This is a genomic window from Idiomarina loihiensis L2TR (assembly GCF_000008465.1).
Taxonomy (GTDB): Bacteria; Pseudomonadota; Gammaproteobacteria; order Enterobacterales; family Alteromonadaceae; genus Idiomarina; species Idiomarina loihiensis.
Window position 1 is genome coordinate 326149 of the sequence record NC_006512.1, and the last position, 16595, is coordinate 342743.

The window sequence follows — 16595 nt, forward strand, 5'->3', positions numbered from 1 at the left end:
AAGACATGTAACGCTTCTAAGTGAAGCTTTCTATAAGTTGCGCGGCCCTCCTGTTGGAGGGCATTTTATTTTAGGTCTTTTCTCATGACTCAAATGAGCCTATTCTAGGGTTATACAACTCACTAACATCAGGTGCCACCCTTCTTGCGAAACCTTATTGCTATTGCTTTATTGCTACTTGCTTCGGGATCAATGGCTCAGGATGTAACATTGAAAGTGGGTGTTTATGACAACCCGCCCAAAATCATGTTCGATGAATACGGCCAGTTGAGCGGTATTCATGGCCAGCTTCTTATGAATATTGCACAGCGTCATAATTGGCAACTGGTGCCGGTCGAATGTGAATGGGATCAATGCTTAAAGCTCTTGCGCGAGGGGCGAATTGATATTTTCCCGGATGTTGTGAAAAACGATGAAAGAGAGACTTGGGCTAGTTTTCATAATGAGCCTGCTTTATTGAGTTGGTCACAGCTTTATGCGCCGAAAGAAGAAAAAATTACCAACCTTTTAGATTTGAACAACAAACGTGTGGCGGTACTGCGGGACTCTGTTCAGGAAGAGTATCTAAAACAATTAATTGAGAATTTTGATCTAAACAGTGAGCTTTATCCGGTGCAGAGCCTTGCCGAAGGGTTTGATGCGGTTGTTGCGGGAAAGGTCAACGCCACTTCGGCGGATCAGCTTTTTGGCGATAAGCAAGTGACAGAATATGCCATTGAAATGACCCCCATCATGTTTCTTCCTAATGAGGTTTTCTTTGCCGTTCCTAAAGGTTCTCATGCAGATATTCTGTCAACTCTGGACAGAGAGCTAAAGCGCTTAAAAGCCGATGAAAACTCCGATTACTATGAAATTATTGAGCGCTGGAGTTCAGGGCAAAGTCACTTAACAATTTCTGTTTACGTTTGGTGGTTAATGACGGCATTGGTCTTACTATTCTTGACTGTTGTTGGGTTTAATCTGCTTTTGCGTCGCAAGGTTACCGAAAAAACACAAGCGCTGGCTGAAAGTAAGTATCGTTTGAATACCATTTTAGACAGTGTTGAAGCTTATATTTTTATCAAAGATAAAGAGCTGAAGTATCAGTATGCGAACCAGCAGGTTTTAAAACTGTTTCAGTTAAAACTGGGTGATTTCATCGGAAAAACCGATGCCGATTTGTTTGATAAAAGCACCGCCGATACGCTTAAAGTTTTTGACAACAAAGTAATAAAAAGCGGTAAACGGGCGGCTCAGGAAGAAATTAGCTTTCTGCCTGACAAAAAAAAGCCGCTTCATTTTTGGTCTGTAAAAGTGCCGTTATATGATGCCAATAAGAAGGTTATTGGCTTGTGCGGAATTTGTACTGACATTTCAGAATACCAGAGCATGAAAGAAGAAATTCAGTCTCTTGCGTACTTCGACCCTTTAACCGGCCTGGCGAATAGACGTTTCATGCTGGAGCGTTTGAAAGACGAGTTTTATCGTTACCAGAATGGCGGAGATGATGGTGTGCTGGCAATGTTGGATATCGACCAGTTCAAGAAAGTGAATGACAGCGTAAGCCATGACGCGGGAGACGAGCTTTTGGTTCTGTTTGGCCAGAGACTGGAGTCTGAGCTGCTTCAGACTGAAACTGCCGGACGTCTGGGGGCCGATGAATTTATGGTGCTGTTAAAGAGTAAAAGCGGTATTAATCTGCTGGACGATAAGAATCTGCGTCAGCGCCTGCAGGTTTTGGTAGAGCGTTTAAGTGAGCCTTACCAATTAGGCGAAAAAACGGAGTCGATATCAGTCAGTATGGGCGTCACTTTGTTTTCCGATGCGCAAAACACCGGAGATCTACTTCAGGGAGCCGACCTGGCGCTGTCGCAGGCAAAAGAGACCAATGCATCAAAGCTGCAATTTTTTAATACGGGCATACAGCGCGAATTTAATTATCGGCAAAAGATGATAACTGGGTTACGACAGGCAATAACGACAGAGTCACTGGAAGTGTATTTGCAGCCGCAGTACCAACAGCTAACGGATGAGGCCAGCCAGCGTTGTTTGGGCTTTGAAGCGTTACTCCGTTGGTACGACGAAGAACTTGGTTGGGTGTCTCCCGCAGAGTTTATTCCGTTAGCCGAAAGTCAGGGACTCATGCCCGACCTGCATCGGTTGGTGCTGAATCAGGTACTGGCAGCCATTCCCAAATTGCAACACGCTATAAGTGATAAAGGCGGACGTGTTGCGATAAACGTCAGTGCCAGCCAGTTTAAATACCCCGGATTTGTAGAAGATATTGAGGCCCGTTTAACGGCGGCTGGTATTCCCGGAGAGTTGCTTGAGCTGGAAGTAACCGAGAGTTTACTCATTGATGATATTGAAAACACGGCTGCGAATATGGAAAGGCTAAAACGCCTGGGAGTGACCTTTGCGCTGGATGATTTTGGAACCGGTTACGCCTCTTTGGGCTATCTGAAACGTTTGCCCTTAAATTCGTTAAAGATAGATCAATCTTTTGTGCGAGACATGAAAAACGGCAACAGCGATGAAGCTATAGTAAGAACGGTGATAGCACTGGGCAAAAGTCTTGATTTAGCCATTATCGCAGAAGGTGTCGAAACGGAGGAGCACTTGCATAAACTACAGGAAATGGGGTGCTTTTGTTTTCAGGGTTACTATTTTGCCAGGCCAGAACCCAGTCATTTTTGGATGTCTGATGAGCGAGTTTAAGCAATGCTAATTTCCTTTATCTGTAACTCGATTATCGTCGGCTTAGCGGTTATTTTTCACTACGAAGCGCTTAACCGAATAGGTTGGCTGATCACTCACATGAGAATGTTCAGTCAAATTCGACTGATGTTTGGGGTCATGCTCGCAATCATCGCGCATACGGTAGAGGTTTCTATTTTTGCGCTTGCTTATTACTTTATGCATCACGAAGAAGGTTTTGGCACCTTAGTCGGTAATTTTGATGGAAGTTTTTTGGATGCTTTATACTTTTCTTTCACGGTTTTTAGTACGGTTGGTTTTGGCGATATAGAGCCTTCGGGAGCACTCCGCTTTTTAACTGGTGTGGAGAGTTTAACTGGTTTAGTTTTAATTACCTGGACGGCTTCGTTTCTATACGTTGAAATGCAGCGTTACTGGCACCGTTAACTGAAACATTTGCTAACAGAAGCCTGCTTCTATAAAGCTGTCAGGCGGTGTATCTTTATGGCTGAGGCATACCAGCTTGGAAAACAAAACTGATGATGCAGGAAACATTAAAAATTTTAGTGGTAGATGATGACGCACGGCTGCGAAGCTTGCTGGAGCGTTATCTTACTGAGCAAAACTTTCAGGTACGGGTGGCGCAGGACTCTGAGCAAATGGACCGCTTGCTGACCCGGGAAAACTTTAATTTACTCGTACTGGATTTAATGCTGCCGGGCGAAGACGGACTCTCCATTTGCAAGCGTTTGCGTAGCCAGGGAAACAATCTGCCGGTCATTATGCTAACCGCAAAGGGCGACGAAGTGGACCGTATTATTGGCCTGGAACTCGGTGCTGATGACTATCTGGCTAAGCCTTTTAACCCTAGAGAGCTGTTAGCTCGCGTCAGAGCGGTACTGCGCCGGCGGGGTACCGAAGCTCCTGGTGCTCCCTCGCAGGAAGATCAGGAAATAACCTTCGGTGAATTCCGGCTGAATCTGGGTACTCGCGAAATGTTTCGCGGCGACACACCTATGCCGCTGACCAGTGGTGAATTTGCGGTACTCAAAGCTCTTGTTAATAATGCACGGCAGCCACTTTCGCGCGACAAGTTAATGCATCTGGCTCGTGGTCGTGACTACAGTGCGCTGGAGCGCTCGATTGACGTGCAGGTGTCTCGTTTAAGACGTATGCTGGAAGTCGATCCGACTAAGCCCCGATATATTCAGACGGTGTGGGGTCTGGGCTACGTGTTTGTGCCGGATGGTCAACTGAAGTCCTGATGAAACTTTTTCCTAAGTCAGCGTTTGCCCGCACGGTTGCGCTGCTGGCTCTGGTGTTGCTTATTAACCAGCTCGTTTCTTACGTGATGGTAAGCAATTATGTTGTCAGACCCTCTATAGAACAAATTAATGAGCTGGTTGCTAAACACATCCGCACCATGTTTATCCCCCGTCAGCATTTAGCTGAAACCGAGCGCGAGCTCATGACCAGTTATACTGAAGCGACCGGCATTGAAGTCTTTAATGATGAAGCCGCTGAAAAGCAGGGCTTAGGTAACTCAACCTATTATGGTTATTTATCGGATGACATGAGTGATATGCTGGGTGGTGAAGCGCAAGTACGGGTAGCTCAGGGCAATAAATTCTATTTGTGGGTAAAACCTCCGCGTGCGCCTGACTTCTGGATACGCGTGCCCCTGGATAGTATGCAGCAGGGCCGCTTCTCGCCATTGGTGATGTACCTGGTACTCATTGGTTTGCTGAGCGTGTTCGGCGGTATGCTATTTGCCAACTGGTTAAACCGACCGTTAAAAGCTCTGGAGGACTCCGCCCGAAGAGTTGGACGGGGAGAGTTCCCTGAGCAGCTGTCTGAAAAAGGGGCGACCGAAATTGTGGCGGTGACTCGCGCTTTTAATCAAATGTCGCGCGGTATTCGCGAGTTGGAAAATGACCGCAACCTTTTAATGGCCGGTGTTTCTCACGACTTAAGAACCCCTCTTACTCGCATTCGTCTGGCTGCGGAAATGATGCCGCAGGGCGAAGACTGCCTGGCTCAGGGCATTATTGAAGATATAGACGACATGAACGACATTATTGATCAGTTTATTGATTACGTTCGTCTTGATCAGCAGGAGTCGAGCAGCAGAGAGTCGCTGAATGAGCTGATAGAGCAAACTGTGGCGAATGTTCCGGATAACTGGCAAAAGCAGTTTGAGCTGGATTTAGGCAAGTTGCCCAGAGTCTGGTTACGGCCCTTGTCTATGAAGCGAGTCATTATTAATTTGCTGGAAAATGCCGAACGTTACGGGAAACATCAAGTGGTGGTCAGCTCCGGGCATGATAAAAAGCAAAAACGTGTTTGGTTTAGAGTAACGGATGACGGCCCGGGCATTCCCGAAGAGCAGCAGGCCACATTATTTGAGCCTTTTACTCAGGGGGATAAAGCGCGTGGTGGCGTTGGGTCCGGTCTGGGGCTGGCTATTATTAAGCGCATTGTCGACCGGCACGACGGCAGTATAAAACTGCAAAACCGCCCGGAAGGCGGCTTGTGCGTGCGGATTGAACTGCCGCTGAATCAGCAACGGCAGTAATCTTGATTACAGCAACAGGCGGTTAATACCGTTAAGAGCCGCAACCCGGTAGGCTTCCGCCATGGTCGGATAGTTAAAGGTGGTGTTGACGAAGTAGTCGATGGTGTTACCACCGTTTTTCTGCTCCATAATAGCCTGACCAATGTGGATAATTTCTGAAGCTCGCTCGCCAAAACAGTGAAGCCCCAGCAGTTCTCGCGTTTCACGGTGGAATAATAATTTCAGACAACCCACGTCGGCACCGGAGATTTGCGCCCGTGCAAGGTGCTTAAACTGCGCACGGCCGACCTCATAAGGTACTTTCATTTCAGTCAGTTCTTCTTCAGTTTTACCAACCGAGCTGATTTCCGGGATGGTGTAAATACCGGTAGGGATATCGCTGATAAGTGCTTTGTCGCAATTACCGTTAATAATAGCGGAAGCACAGATCCGTCCCTGATCGTATGCTGCGCTGGCTAAACTGGGGTAACCAATAATGTCGCCAACTGCATAAATATTATCGACACTGGTCTGGTAGTTTTCATTTACCTCCAATTGGCCGCGATAGTTGGGTTCAAGCCCCACCGCCTGGCAGTCAAGCTGTTCAATGTTACCGGAACGGCCATTAGCAAAAAGCAGACAGTCGGCAGCCATGGTCTTACCAGACTTAGTTTTCAGCACCACTTTGTCATCGTGCCCGGTAATGCTTTCGTATTCTTCATTGTGGCGAATGACAACGCCACTGTTGCGCAAGTGATAACTCAGCGCATCTGAAATTTCAGCATCCAGAAAAGAAAGCAGGCGTTCACGCTGGTTTATTAAGTCAACTTTAACGCCCATACCCCGGAAAATACTGGCGTATTCACTGCCCACCACACCTGCACCGTATATCAGAATGGTTTTAGGTTCATGAGACAACGACAACACTTTATCTGAGTCGTAAATGCGCGGATGCGAAAAGTCGACGTCTTTCGGGTTGTATGGGCGTGACCCTGTAGCGATAACGACATGTTTTGTGATCAAGTCATCGACAGAGCCGTCCAGTTTGGTGACCCGAATGCGGTTCTTGTCTAAAAAAGAAGCTGTACCGTGCACCACAGTAACGTCGTTACGGTCGTAAAACGAACTGCGTAATTTCACCTGTTTACGAATAACCGATTCTGCATAGTGCAGTATGTGACTGAAAGTCATACCGCTCTGCCAGCCAGGGCCGGAAAACAATGGATTATTATTGTATTCAATTAGACGACTGACGGAGTGTCGCAAAGCTTTGGATGGAATGGTTCCCCAATGCGTGCAACCGCCGCCAAGGGCTTTATGTTTTTCTACTATGGCAACGTTGTAGCCGCTTTTGGCCAATTGCATGGCAGCGCCTTCGCCGCCGGGACCAGTACCGATGACAACGACATCGAATTCTGTTTCGGTTTCAGGCTTTATTGCAGTCATATTACTCGCTTCACTACCGGTGTACGGGCTTTAGATAGTAGCACTGTATAAGAAAAGCGTAAATTGACACTGTTTTCTGTGCGCAGAGTCGTTATAGTAAAGAGAGACAATGACTTGGAACCGTTGTATGAGTAAAGAAAAACAAGTCCCGCAAATTCTGGCTCGTCGTGTCGTAGCACAAAGCCGCTTAATGCGTATTGAGGCCGTCGACCTTAAATTTAGCAATGGTGAGCAGCGTCAGTTTGAGCGCATGAAAGGCAGCGGTCGCGGCGCGGTGATGATTGTTCCCTGCCTGGATGAAGAAACTTTGTTACTGATTCGGGAATACGCTGCAGGCCTTCACGACTATCAACTCGGTTTTCCCAAAGGCCTGATTGACCCGGGCGAAACCCCGGAAGAGGCTGCTCAGCGTGAGCTAAAAGAAGAAGTTGGTTACGGCAGCCGTCAACTTGAATTCTTAATGGAAGTGTCTCTCGCGCCTCAGTTTTTCTCCGCCAAAATGAGTGTTTTCGTAGCTCGCGATTTATACCCCGAAAGCTTGCCGGGCGACGAACCTGAGCCGTTGGAAAAAGTGACCTGGCCATTAAACGATATTGACAACCTGCTGGCTCAACCCGATTTTTCTGAAGCGCGAAGTGTTGCGGCGCTGTTAATGCTTTTGCGTAATCTGAGTGAGGCACAGTAGTGGCAGAAACAATGCTGGAGAAACTGAAGGAAATAGCATTCGAAGCAGGTGGCGTTATTCTGTCAATGTACGAGCGGCGTGACTATAAAACGGCCGAGAAAAAAGACGATTCTCCAGTGACTACCGCAGATCTTGTTGCCAGCGAACTAATAGAAGATCGACTCAAGCAGTCATTCCCTGATATTCCGGTTATTTCTGAAGAAAGCGAGCATCAGGACTATAATGAGCGCCGTCAGTGGAGAGCCTATTTTATTATCGACCCGATAGATGGTACTCAGGAGTTTATTTCCCGCTCCGGAGACTTTGCTGTCAACATTGCTTACGTAGAAAACAACGAGCCTGTCATTGGCGTTATTTTCTGGCCGGTCGGGGAAACGCTTTACTATGCTCGCAAAGGTGCTGGCGCCTTTAAACAAAAAGAGAACGAAAAGCAGTCCATAAGCGTGCGCAAGTTTAGTGACCCTCAGGCTGACCCTATTATTATTGCAATAAGTCGGCAACAGGCACGAGAGCCTGTGTTTAATCGTTTGCAGACAAAACGTGATATTCAGCCTTTACCAACGGGTAGCTGTTCACTAAAAGCCTGTTTTATTGCCGAGGGCAAAGCCGATTGTTTTTTACGTCTGGGACCTACCGGAGAATGGGATACCGCTGCATCGCAAGTTATTGTAGGAGAAGCTGGCGGTCGCATAGTGAATGAGAACTTTGAGCCCATTACCTACAACCGCACGGTTAGCCTGCTGAACCCGAACTTCTTAGTTCTGGGTGACCAAAATGTTCCCTGGGAAGAAGTCTTTATTGCCCGTCAGGCTCGTTTCCGGTAACACTGTCTTTGTTGACTACATCGACACTTTCATGCAACTCAGAGTAAACAATGACGGCTTCGCCGGACTTCAGGCGTTGCTTCAGTTGCTCCACTTTCGTTTCAAAGCTGAGCTCCTGACTGCCGTAATCGGTTCCTTCGCGCAGTACAATAGATTCCATTAAATTGTTCAGGGTTTCCTGATCAATTTCCTGCCAGGGAATGATCATTTATCCTCCGCTTGCTGCAATTCTTCTGTTAATTCTGCCAGTTCTTCTTCTGCTGTCATCCAGAGGTTTTCCTGTTGTTGCAGATCTTTTTGCGCCTGTGCCTGCTGGTCTAACAGCTTTTGCAATTTGGCTTTATTGGCATCGTCATACAAGGTGCTGTCACTCAGTTGCTCGTGAATATCGGCTAGCGTCAGCTCCAGCGAATGAATATTCTTTTCTGCCTTCTCTATTTGTTGGCGCAAAGGCTTGGTTTTTTGTCGTGCTTCGGCTTCTTTGCGTTTTTGCTGTTTGCGGTCATCGCGTTGGCGAGTAGCGGGTTGCTCGCTACGTTTGTCATTAGCCGCCTGTTGTTGTAACCAATCGTGATAGGCATCTAAATCGCCGTCGAAAGTTTCTGCTTTGCCGTCGGCAACCAGACAAAATTCATCTACCGTAGTACGTAGCAAATGTCTGTCGTGCGAAACGACAATTAGCGCGCCTTCGTATTCCTGCAAAGCCGCAACCAGTGCGTCCCGTAAGCCGAGATCCAGGTGGTTGGTTGGCTCATCTAGCAGTAACAGGTTAGGACGCTGGTAAATAATGAGGGCTAATGCCAATCGGGCTTTTTCCCCACCGGACATGGGTTCGACCGACCGTGTGGCCTGATCACCGGAAAATCCAAAGTTGCCTAGAAAGTCACGCAGCTTTTGTTCAGTCGCTTGTTTATCAATGCGCTGCAAGTGCAGCAGAGCTGAGGCTGCCAAGTCCAGAGTTTCCAGCTGATGCTGAGCAAAATAACCAATGCTGAGACCTGGGTTAACCAACCGCTCACCAGCCATCGGCTCCAATTCACCCGCCAGCAGTTTAATCAGCGTTGATTTACCGGCGCCGTTTCGGCCAAGCAAGCCTAACCTAGTTCCCGGCACCAAATTTAGCTTAATCTGCTCAAGAATGGTGGTGTCACCATAGCCAGCTTTGGCGTCGCGCAGCGTTAGCAGTGGATTTGGCAGCTTCTCTGGTGTTAAAAAGTGAAAGTCGATACCACTTTCGGCGCGTAGTGGTGCCTGGTTAGGCAGCTTCTCAATAGCTTTTAAACGGCTCTGTGCTTGTTTGGCTTTGCTGGCTTTATAACGAAAACGGTCAACGTAAGCTTGTAAGTGCTGACGCATAACCTGAGCTTTTTCGTACTCGCTTTGTTGCTGAGCCATGTGCTCGGCGCGCTGCCGCTCAAACAGAGAGTAGTTACCGCGGTAGCTGTTCAGTTTTTTATGCTCAATATGCGTAATGTCGGTAGTGACCGAGTCGAGAAAGTCACGGTCGTGCGATATCAATAGCAGGGTTCCGTCGTACTGTTTTAACCAGCTTTCCAGCCAGAAAATGGCATCAACGTCCAGGTGGTTGGTTGGCTCATCCAGCAGCATTAAGTCGGCGCGGGCTATGAGTACCTGTGCCAAATTAAGGCGCATACGCCAACCACCAGAAAATGCTTTTACCGGCTGTTGCAGTTGTTCCTGAGTAAAACCAAGGCCAGCCATTAAACTGGCGGTTCTGGGCTGAATATCATAAGCTCCGATGGAAGCCAACTTGTCGTGACAGTGCGCAATGGCTTCGCCGTTGTTATCGCTTTCGGCCTGCGCGAGTTGCGCTTCCAACTGCCGAAACTCGGCGTCACCGTCCATTACGTAATCGATAGCGGATTTATCCAGTGCGGGAGTGTCCTGGGCTACGCTGGCAATTCGCCACTCCGCTGGCAGGTGAATATTACCGCTGTCGGCACTGAGTTCACCACGCAGCATGGCAAACAGCGAGGACTTGCCGCAGCCATTACGGCCTACTAAGCCAACGCGATGTCCCGGGAATACTTGTAAGTCACTGTCTTCAAATAAAACATCACCGCCACGCAATAAGGTGATAGCTTCAGCACGGATCATAAACTACTCTTCATTTTGTACAGCTGTTCAGCTGCGGTATCATAGACGTGTTCTGCTCACAATTCTAACACAGGAGCTGTTGTGGCTAGAGAAAAGAAGCGATTTATTGCCGGGGCCGTTTGCCCCAAATGCGATGCCATGGACACACTCATGCTCTTCATCGAAAACGATACCGAACAAGTTGAGTGCGTGCAATGTAAGCACCGGTTTAGTGAACCTAAAGAGCAGGGTGGTGGTAGCCAGCGTCAGTTTGATCAGGTCATTGGGGTGTTTAAGCCAGACTAAACAAATTGTAGGGAACCATTATGACAGACACCGACGGCAGCCGTTTTAGCAATTGTCTTTATCGCGTTGAGCAAGTACAGCAGGGCGAACAAAAAGCCGCTGAAGCCTGCTCGATGAACATGACGCAACTGATGTCGGCGGCCGGGAAAGCCGTTTTTCATCAGCTGCAGTCGTATTTTCCGGCACCGGCACGCATTGCGGTCTGTTGTGGTGAAGGCAATAACGGTGGTGATGGCTATATTGTCGCCCGGCTGGCTCAAAAAGCCGGTTATCAGGTGCAAGTTTTTGCGCTCAAACCCAATGTTGAATTGCCGGAACCAATGGAGTCTGACGCGCACAAAGCCCGCGCTGCGTGGCGTGAACAAGGGGGCAGTGAAAAGCCCTTGTTGGATTGCTCACCCGAGCAGTTTGATGTGTTGGTTGATGCTTTATTTGGTGTGGGTTTGAATCGTGCTCTTGAGGGCGACCCGGTAAGCTGGGTTCAGCGCGTGAATGGCAGCACGACGCCGGTGGTGTCAGTGGACGTGCCGTCGGGGTTAAATGCTGATACAGGTCATGTGCCCGGTGCTGCGGTTCGCGCTCATCTTACCGTCTGTCTGGTGGCGTTAAAGCGTGGTTTGCTGACCGGGAAGGCTCAAGAGCACACCGGTGAGTTAAAACTTGAAGATTTAGGTATTGGCAGCACGTTTAAACAGCAAAACGAAGCTAACTGGTTCAGAGTCAACGCCGGCCGGGTTGGTGGCTGGCTGGCGCCGCGTTCACGCTGCACTCATAAAGGTGAACAGGGGCATGTGCTAATTGTCGGTGGCCAGCCGGGTATGTCCGGAGCTGTGATACTGGCAATGCAGTCGGCGCTGCGTGCGGGAGCGGGCAAAGTGTCAGCGGCGTGTCATCCGCAGGTGCAGGCAATTGTTGCGGCAGCGCAGCCTGAAGCAATGGTACATGGCATAAAAGAAACCGATTCTCTTGAGCCGCTGCTGCGAGAAGCTTCTGCTGTTGCTTTGGGGCCCGGACTGGGACAAGGCTCCTGGAGTCAGGAGATTTTTTCGCAAGTGATGGAAACCGATGTGCTGAAAGTTATTGATGCCGATGGTTTAAACTTATTAGCGAGTAACCCTGTTCGTTCACCCAAATTATTACTAACTCCGCACCCTGGTGAAGCTGCACGGTTACTGCAAATGACGACCGACGAAATAGCGTCGGATCGTTTTGCTGCGGCAACAAAACTGCGCGAAAAATACGGTGCGCAGGTATTACTGAAAGGTGCAGGATCTTTGCTGGTAACCGACAGAGGAAGGTGTTTGATAGACCGCGGTTCTCCGGCAATGGCTTCCGGTGGTATGGGCGACTTGTTAACCGGACTAATCGCGGGCTTATTAGCGCAAAGAATGGCTCCGGCACAAGCGCTTATTGCAGGTAGCCTATGGCATGCTATAGCGGGCGAAGAGGCAGGAAAAGATGGTGAGAGGGGAACCTTAGCTTCGGATCTGTTGCCTCATATACGACAGTTGGTGAATGGATATGGAAGGGACGATGGCTGAGGTACACCAATGTGAACTGGCTAACGAAGAGGAAACGTTAGCACTTGCTAAGAAATTTTCACAAGTTTTACAGGCCCCTTTAGTGGTTTATCTGGAAGGTGAGTTAGGTGCTGGTAAAACGGCATTTTGTCGCGGTGTTATTCAGGCTATGGGGCATTCAGGGGCAGTGAAAAGCCCGACCTATACTCTTGTCGAGCCCTACCAGTTGCAAGGCTGGCGTATTCATCATTTCGATTTATACCGACTGGCCGACCCGGAAGAGCTCGAATATATGGGAATTCGTGATTATTTTTCTGAAGATACGTTAAACTTTATAGAGTGGCCCGATAAAGGCTATGGTTGGCTTCCCGGTGCGGACATTGAGATAAGAATCGAGTATGCTGGCACGGGTCGTAAACTAACTTTCAGTGCGCTAACTGAAGCCGGACAAAAAATAATTAAAACATTATGATGAAGCGATTTTGGGTGTTTTTGTTTGCCTGTGCTCCTTTGTGGGCCTGGGCTGACAACAGTGTAGACAGTGTGCGTGTATGGCCATCTCCGGATAAAACGCGGGTGGTTTTCGACTTGTCGGACACTCCCGATTATTCTTACTTTACTTTGTATCAGCAAAAGCCCTACCGGCTGGTTATTGATTTTAACAACACCTCGTTAAAAGCCGGCCTGGAGAATTTGGGCAAAGAATCGCTGCTGGTCGATAAAATTCGTACAAGTTCGCCTAAAAATGCCAACAGTACCCGTATCGTTATTGAGCTGGACTCCAAAAGCGATGCGAACTTGTTTACCCTGCCGGCGAATGAGTCTTATAAAGACCGGCTGGTCGTTGACTTACCCGGTAAGTCTATTGAGCGCAGCGGGCCGGCTAAATCCGTTTCTGAATTAAAAGACAGACGCGTAACTGTGGCTATTGATGCCGGGCATGGTGGTGATGACCCTGGTTCTATTGGTCCGCGCGGAACCTATGAAAAACACGTTGTCATTCGTATAGCTACTGCTCTGGCTAAGTTAATTAACGACGACCCGGGTATGCAGGCATATTTGATTCGCACCGGTGACTACTATGTTGGCCTTAACGAGCGACCGCAAAAAGCCTGGGATGCTAAAGCCGACTTTTTTGTTTCTATTCATGCAGACGCTTTTCGAACACCACAGCCCAGCGGTGGCTCGGTCTGGGTGTTGTCCAAACGCCGGGCAGAATCCGAAGTTGGTCGCTGGTTAGAAAATCGGGAGCAGCAATCTGAGTTATTGGGTGGCGTTACTGATATTTTGCGGAAGAACGGGCACGAACCCTATTTGGCAGAGACTCTGTTGGATATGTCAATGGACAGTTCCATTGCCGGGGCCTACAGTGCCGCGAAACATATAATCGACGAGATGTCGGCGGTGACAGAAATGCATAAGCATGCTCCACAGGCAGCTAGCCTTGCTGTGCTCAAATCGCCGGATAAACCGTCATTGCTGGTGGAAACTGGATTCATTTCAAATCCGCGTGAAGAGCAGTTGTTAACCAGTAATGCTCATCAGCAAAAGCTGGCGCGGGCTCTTTATAACGGGATCCGCCGTTATTTTGTCAGTAACCCAATAGACAATACCTACTTAGCTAACCAAAGCAGTTTTACTTATACCGTTAAGTCCGGAGATTCCTTATCGGTGCTGGCACAGAAGTATAATACTACCGTCAAAGCCATTAAAACCGAGAATAACCTGACCACCAGTAGCTTGAAAATTGGTCAGAAACTGACAATTCCGAGTCGCTGATGGCCATTCAACAATTACCGATAGAGCTCGCGAACCAAATTGCTGCGGGCGAAGTGGTTGAGCGCCCTTCGTCGGTAGTTAAAGAACTGGTAGAAAATGCATTGGATGCCGGGGCTACGCAATTAATTCTGGATATTGAGCAGGGCGGTAGCAAACGCATTCGAATTCGCGATAACGGCGGTGGTATTGTTAAGCAGGAGCTGACACTGGCACTGAGCCGTCACGCCACCAGTAAAATTCAGAGTCTGGACGACTTAGAGCATATTGGTAGCCTGGGATTTCGGGGGGAAGCTCTGGCCAGTATCAGTTCTGTGTCGCGATTGCGCTTAATATCCAAGCCGCCGGAGCAGGAAGAAGCCTGGCAGGCGTGGGCCGAAGGTAGGGATATGCAAGTGACTGTTGAACCAGCTGCGCATCCGGACGGCACAACCGTCGATATACAGGATCTATTCTTTAATACGCCAGCCAGACGTAAGTTTTTACGCACAGAAAAAACTGAATTCAGCCACATAGATGAAGTTATAAAACGGATTGCGCTTAGCCGTTTTGAAGTTGGATTCCAGCTTAATCATAACGGCAAATCGGTAAGAGCGTTTCCTTCTGCTCAGACTGAAAAACAGCAGTTACAACGGTTGGCGAAAATTTGCGGCGGTGGATTTGCTGAGCAGGCTTCAGCAATTGACGCTGTTGATGGTGACTTCCACTTAAGTGGCTGGTTAGTCCCGCCGGAGCATTGTCGGCATCAGGGGGATATTCAGCATTTTTTTGTCAACGGCCGAATGATGCGCGATAAATTGTTATCGCATGCGGTACGTCAGGCCTACGAAAAATATTTGCCGAACGAGCGCGTTCCGACGTTTGTGCTTTATTTTGAACTTCCTGCTGAAGAAGTCGATGTGAATGTACATCCGGCAAAGCATGAAGTCCGTTTTCACCGCCAGCGACAAGTGCATGACTTTATTCTGACTCGCATTGAACAGGCTTTAAATCAGCTGGTTGCCATAGAAAATGAACAACCTGCGATGAGTCATCAGCATTCTTACAGCTCGCAAGAACGGTCATCAGGGGCCACGTCGGACCCCTATCGGGGGGCGTCAGGTGCGAGCTTTCTAGGCGAGAGAAAAGCATCGGGTTCGTTGTTGCCGAATGCTGCCAGGGTTCCTCATGGTAATGCGGGAGCGCAGCTAAGCACCGAGCCAGAGGCAAAGTTAAAGGCGGAACAAAACTGGCGTGTTCTGTCTGTGTTTAATGATGTTTATGCCCTTATTCGCAATGAGTACAGCCTGGCTTGGCTTAATCTGGCTAAAGTTCATACTGAATGTGTCAGCAAAAAACTTACTCAGCAATTGCAGGACGGACTGAACGGGCAGCCTTTACTGGTTCCTGTGGCAGTCAGTTTGGCGAACCTGCCCGGGCCTGCGAGCCAGTGGCCGCAACAGCAATTAAACCAGTGCGGTGTGGTGTATAAAATTCAGCGTGAGCAGGCAATTATTGAGCAAATGCCGGAAATGTTACGTCAGGGCAATGTGGTGAGTGGTTTTACTGACTTATTAACCTTACTGACCGAAGATGCTGAAACTGACCAACTGGCTCGTTGGTTGGCACAGTTTGCTGGTCTTGAGTCGTACAGTCTGACTCAGGCGGAGCACTGGCTTATTCAGTGGCGTTCGCAATTGGCTGAAAGCGCGGATGCGTTACAAAAGTTGCCGTTACCCGGAGAGAATAATGCATAGCAAGGACGCCGTTATTGCCATTTATGGGCCAACAGCTTCAGGCAAAACAGCGTTGTCGCTGGCGCTTTGTGAGCAACTGGATTGTGAGATTATTTCTGTCGATTCCGCGTTGATTTATCGGGGAATGGATATTGGTACCGCGAAACCCAGCGCCGAAGAGCAAAACTTAGTTCCTCATCACTTGCTGGATATTCGCGACCCTGCCGAAACTTATTCGGCGGCCGACTTCCAAAAAGACGCTTTGGCTTTAATTGATGATATTCAGCAACGTGGCAAGGTGCCTTTGTTGGTTGGCGGAACCATGTTGTACTTTAAGGCGTTGCTGGAAGGGCTTTCCCATTTGCCCGAGTCCGATACCAGCGTGCGTGAGAAACTGACCGCCGAACTGCATGAGAAAGGTTTAGCCGAACTGCACAGTCGGCTGCAAAAGGTTGATCCCACAAGTGCGAAACGCATTCACCCTAACGATCCTCAGCGAATTCTGCGAGCTTTGGAGGTTTATGAAATTGCGGGCAAACCTCTGACAGAACTTACCAGGGAGCGTCATGGTCAGTTAACTAAACCCATTTATCAGTTTGCGGTGGCGCCAGTTGAACGGAAAGTTTTACATCAGCGTATAGAACAGCGTTTCGACCATATGTTGGCGCAACCTTTTAAAGAAGAAGTTGCAACTTTGTTTGCCAGACCCGATTTGCATCCGGATCTTCCGTCTATACGCAGTGTTGGCTATCGGCAAATGTGGCAGCACCTGGCCGGAGAGCTAAGCTATGATGAAATGCGCGAACGCGGAATTATTGCTACCCGACAGTTGGCGAAAAGACAAATGACCTGGCTGCGGGGCTGGCCGGGAGTGCACTGGCTGGAAACCGGCGACCTCAATATGCAGGCGAAAGTCATGACAGCAATGCAGCAGCCCGCAAAGATTTTTAATAGTAAGGATTGAAATTAGACGACCAAGGCCGCAGATCCAATTCT

15 protein-coding genes are annotated in these 16595 nt (G+C 48.6%); 12 read left to right on the forward strand and 3 right to left on the reverse strand.

Features of this window, described 5'->3' with window-relative positions:
- Positions 1-144: 144 nt before the first annotated feature.
- From IL_RS01605 to envZ, 4 genes are all read left to right on the forward strand, one after another.
- Positions 145-2697, forward strand: a complete 2553-nt coding sequence (locus tag IL_RS01605) for an EAL domain-containing protein (RefSeq protein WP_011233580.1) — start codon at positions 145-147, stop codon at positions 2695-2697.
- Positions 2698-2700: 3 nt separating this feature from the next.
- Positions 2701-3123 (forward strand): potassium channel family protein, encoded by a 423-nt coding sequence (locus IL_RS01610; RefSeq protein WP_011233581.1) that lies wholly within the window; start codon positions 2701-2703, stop codon positions 3121-3123.
- 92 nt (positions 3124-3215) lie between these two features.
- Positions 3216-3941, forward strand: a complete 726-nt coding sequence (gene ompR / locus IL_RS01615) for an osmolarity response regulator transcription factor OmpR (RefSeq protein ID WP_011233582.1) — start codon at positions 3216-3218, stop codon at positions 3939-3941.
- Entirely contained in the window at positions 3941-5251 is a 1311-nt protein-coding gene (gene envZ, locus IL_RS01620) for a two-component system sensor histidine kinase EnvZ (RefSeq protein WP_011233583.1), read from the forward strand. Before ompR ends, envZ begins: the two co-directional genes overlap by 1 nt.
- A 6-nt stretch (positions 5252-5257) precedes the next feature.
- On the opposite strand, the gene sthA is transcribed toward envZ, so the two are convergent.
- On the reverse strand, positions 5258-6676 hold the full coding sequence (gene sthA, locus IL_RS01625) for a Si-specific NAD(P)(+) transhydrogenase (RefSeq protein WP_011233584.1): 1419 nt from the start codon (positions 6674-6676) through the stop codon (positions 5258-5260).
- A 127-nt stretch (positions 6677-6803) separates the two neighbouring features.
- On the opposite strand from sthA, the gene nudE reads away from it, so the two are divergent.
- Together nudE and cysQ are read left to right on the forward strand one after the other, a co-directional pair.
- A complete protein-coding gene (nudE, locus tag IL_RS01630) occupies positions 6804-7361 on the forward strand; it encodes an ADP compounds hydrolase NudE (RefSeq protein ID WP_016341264.1) in 558 nt (185 codons plus the stop codon).
- 11 nt (positions 7362-7372) lie between these two features.
- On the forward strand, positions 7373-8185 hold the full coding sequence (gene cysQ / locus IL_RS01635) for a 3'(2'),5'-bisphosphate nucleotidase CysQ (RefSeq protein WP_193330465.1): 813 nt from the start codon (positions 7373-7375) through the stop codon (positions 8183-8185).
- Here the strand turns inward: cysQ and IL_RS01640 are convergent.
- On the reverse strand, positions 8157-8393 hold the full coding sequence (locus tag IL_RS01640; protein ID WP_011233587.1) for a YheU family protein: 237 nt from the start codon (positions 8391-8393) through the stop codon (positions 8157-8159). The two genes, cysQ and IL_RS01640, sit on opposite strands and share 29 nt — an antisense overlap.
- Positions 8390-10303, reverse strand: a complete 1914-nt coding sequence (locus IL_RS01645) for an ATP-binding cassette domain-containing protein (protein ID WP_011233588.1) — start codon at positions 10301-10303, stop codon at positions 8390-8392. Before IL_RS01645 ends, IL_RS01640 begins: the two co-directional genes overlap by 4 nt.
- Positions 10304-10384: 81 nt before the next feature.
- Here IL_RS01645 and IL_RS01650 point away from each other — a divergent pair, with 81 nt between their 5' ends.
- From IL_RS01650 to miaA, 6 genes are read left to right on the forward strand one after another with little or no spacing between them, the layout of a single operon-like run.
- Positions 10385-10588, forward strand: coding sequence for a YheV family putative zinc ribbon protein (locus IL_RS01650; protein WP_011233589.1), 204 nt, complete (start codon positions 10385-10387; stop codon positions 10586-10588).
- 20 nt (positions 10589-10608) lie between these two features.
- Positions 10609-12129 carry a bifunctional ADP-dependent NAD(P)H-hydrate dehydratase/NAD(P)H-hydrate epimerase gene (locus tag IL_RS01655; protein ID WP_011233590.1) on the forward strand — a complete coding sequence of 507 codons (1521 nt, stop codon included), beginning with the start codon at positions 10609-10611 and terminating at the stop codon, positions 12127-12129.
- On the forward strand, positions 12122-12580 hold the full coding sequence (gene tsaE, locus IL_RS01660; protein ID WP_011233591.1) for a tRNA (adenosine(37)-N6)-threonylcarbamoyltransferase complex ATPase subunit type 1 TsaE: 459 nt from the start codon (positions 12122-12124) through the stop codon (positions 12578-12580). The genes IL_RS01655 and tsaE overlap by 8 nt, the downstream gene beginning before the upstream one ends.
- Positions 12577-13887: an N-acetylmuramoyl-L-alanine amidase gene (locus IL_RS01665; RefSeq protein ID WP_011233592.1), complete on the forward strand. Its 1311-nt coding sequence runs from the start codon at positions 12577-12579 to the stop codon at positions 13885-13887. The genes tsaE and IL_RS01665 overlap by 4 nt, the downstream gene beginning before the upstream one ends.
- Entirely contained in the window at positions 13887-15620 is a 1734-nt protein-coding gene (gene mutL, locus IL_RS01670; protein WP_011233593.1) for a DNA mismatch repair endonuclease MutL, read from the forward strand. Before IL_RS01665 ends, mutL begins: the two co-directional genes overlap by 1 nt.
- The gene (gene miaA, locus IL_RS01675) at positions 15613-16563 is read left to right on the forward strand and encodes a tRNA (adenosine(37)-N6)-dimethylallyltransferase MiaA (RefSeq protein ID WP_011233594.1); all 951 of its coding nucleotides are present in this window, start codon (positions 15613-15615) and stop codon (positions 16561-16563) included. The genes mutL and miaA overlap by 8 nt, the downstream gene beginning before the upstream one ends.
- Positions 16564-16595: the final 32 nt, after the last annotated feature.

Coding starts and splice junctions, on each gene's coding strand:
- nudE (WP_016341264.1), top strand. CDS start 6,804: ATGAGTAAAGAAAAACAAGTCCCGCAAATTCTGGCTCGTCGTGTCGTA.
- envZ (WP_011233583.1), top strand. CDS start 3,941: ATGAAACTTTTTCCTAAGTCAGCGTTTGCCCGCACGGTTGCGCTGCTG.
- cysQ (WP_193330465.1), top strand. CDS start 7,373: ATGCTGGAGAAACTGAAGGAAATAGCATTCGAAGCAGGTGGCGTTATT.
- IL_RS01640 (WP_011233587.1), bottom strand. CDS start 8,393: ATGATCATTCCCTGGCAGGAAATTGATCAGGAAACCCTGAACAATTTA.
- tsaE (WP_011233591.1), top strand. CDS start 12,122: ATGGCTGAGGTACACCAATGTGAACTGGCTAACGAAGAGGAAACGTTA.
- mutL (WP_011233593.1), top strand. CDS start 13,887: ATGGCCATTCAACAATTACCGATAGAGCTCGCGAACCAAATTGCTGCG.
- IL_RS01645 (WP_011233588.1), bottom strand. CDS start 10,303: ATGATCCGTGCTGAAGCTATCACCTTATTGCGTGGCGGTGATGTTTTA.
- ompR (WP_011233582.1), top strand. CDS start 3,216: ATGATGCAGGAAACATTAAAAATTTTAGTGGTAGATGATGACGCACGG.
- IL_RS01610 (WP_011233581.1), top strand. CDS start 2,701: ATGCTAATTTCCTTTATCTGTAACTCGATTATCGTCGGCTTAGCGGTT.
- IL_RS01665 (WP_011233592.1), top strand. CDS start 12,577: ATGATGAAGCGATTTTGGGTGTTTTTGTTTGCCTGTGCTCCTTTGTGG.
- sthA (WP_011233584.1), bottom strand. CDS start 6,676: ATGACTGCAATAAAGCCTGAAACCGAAACAGAATTCGATGTCGTTGTC.
- miaA (WP_011233594.1), top strand. CDS start 15,613: ATGCATAGCAAGGACGCCGTTATTGCCATTTATGGGCCAACAGCTTCA.
- IL_RS01655 (WP_011233590.1), top strand. CDS start 10,609: ATGACAGACACCGACGGCAGCCGTTTTAGCAATTGTCTTTATCGCGTT.